Consider the following 657-nt stretch of genomic DNA (forward strand, 5'->3'; position numbering starts at 1 on the left):
GTTGTGAGTGACACCACACTCACTGCAAGTCCATTTTCTTATTCCAAGTCCTGCGATACCTCTCGGCCTCGAATCAGGCAAGCTGCCACAATTCGAACAGGTTTGGGTGGTGTACGACTCGTTAACCTCTTTAAAAAACAATACCTGCGCTATCGCATTTATATTCCAGCATTGTTTTCAGCATGGCCCATCCAGCGTCCAGCACTGACTTAGCCATTTTGGTTTTAGTTAACGAAGATGATTTCACATTGCCAACGTAGATTTCACCGGAGCGGTTCACCAATTGGCGACTGAATTTGTGCAAGGCGTCCTTACGCCTGTTTGCAACCTTGGCATGGATCGCTTTGACGCGCTTTTTCTTACCAGCACGTTGTGCAACTGCCAGCTTTGTTTCCAGATCGCCGTAGAAGCGCCCAGCTTCCAGCCTGGTGCCATCGGAGCAGGTAGCCGTGTCTTTCAGACCCAGATCAATACCGATCTGATCCTGTCCAGTAGGAGCTTCGGCCTCAACTTCAACTACAACATTGAAGTACCAACGGCCACGGGCATCTTCCGAAAAGGATGCGGTTTTGAACTTGTACAACGACAAGTCGTAGCTGTCCCAGACCTTGAAGTAGTGACCGTTGTAATACACCTGCCCGCTCTTCCACTTTGCCA

At 49.5% G+C, this 657-nt stretch carries 2 protein-coding genes; both read right to left on the reverse strand.

What is annotated here, in order from left to right; all coding sequences use genetic code 11:
* On the reverse strand, positions 1-141 hold a 141-nt coding region (locus tag QWI17_RS23710; RefSeq protein ID WP_368045367.1), incomplete at its 3' end, for a zinc ribbon domain-containing protein.
* Positions 131-657: RNA-guided endonuclease InsQ/TnpB family protein (locus QWI17_RS18160; protein WP_302723943.1), on the reverse strand; the 527-nt coding region annotated here is incomplete at its 5' end. The genes QWI17_RS18160 and QWI17_RS23710, both read right to left, overlap by 11 nt.

This window comes from Gilvimarinus gilvus, from assembly GCF_030518155.1.
In the GTDB taxonomy this organism is placed as follows: domain Bacteria; phylum Pseudomonadota; class Gammaproteobacteria; order Pseudomonadales; family Cellvibrionaceae; genus Gilvimarinus; species Gilvimarinus gilvus.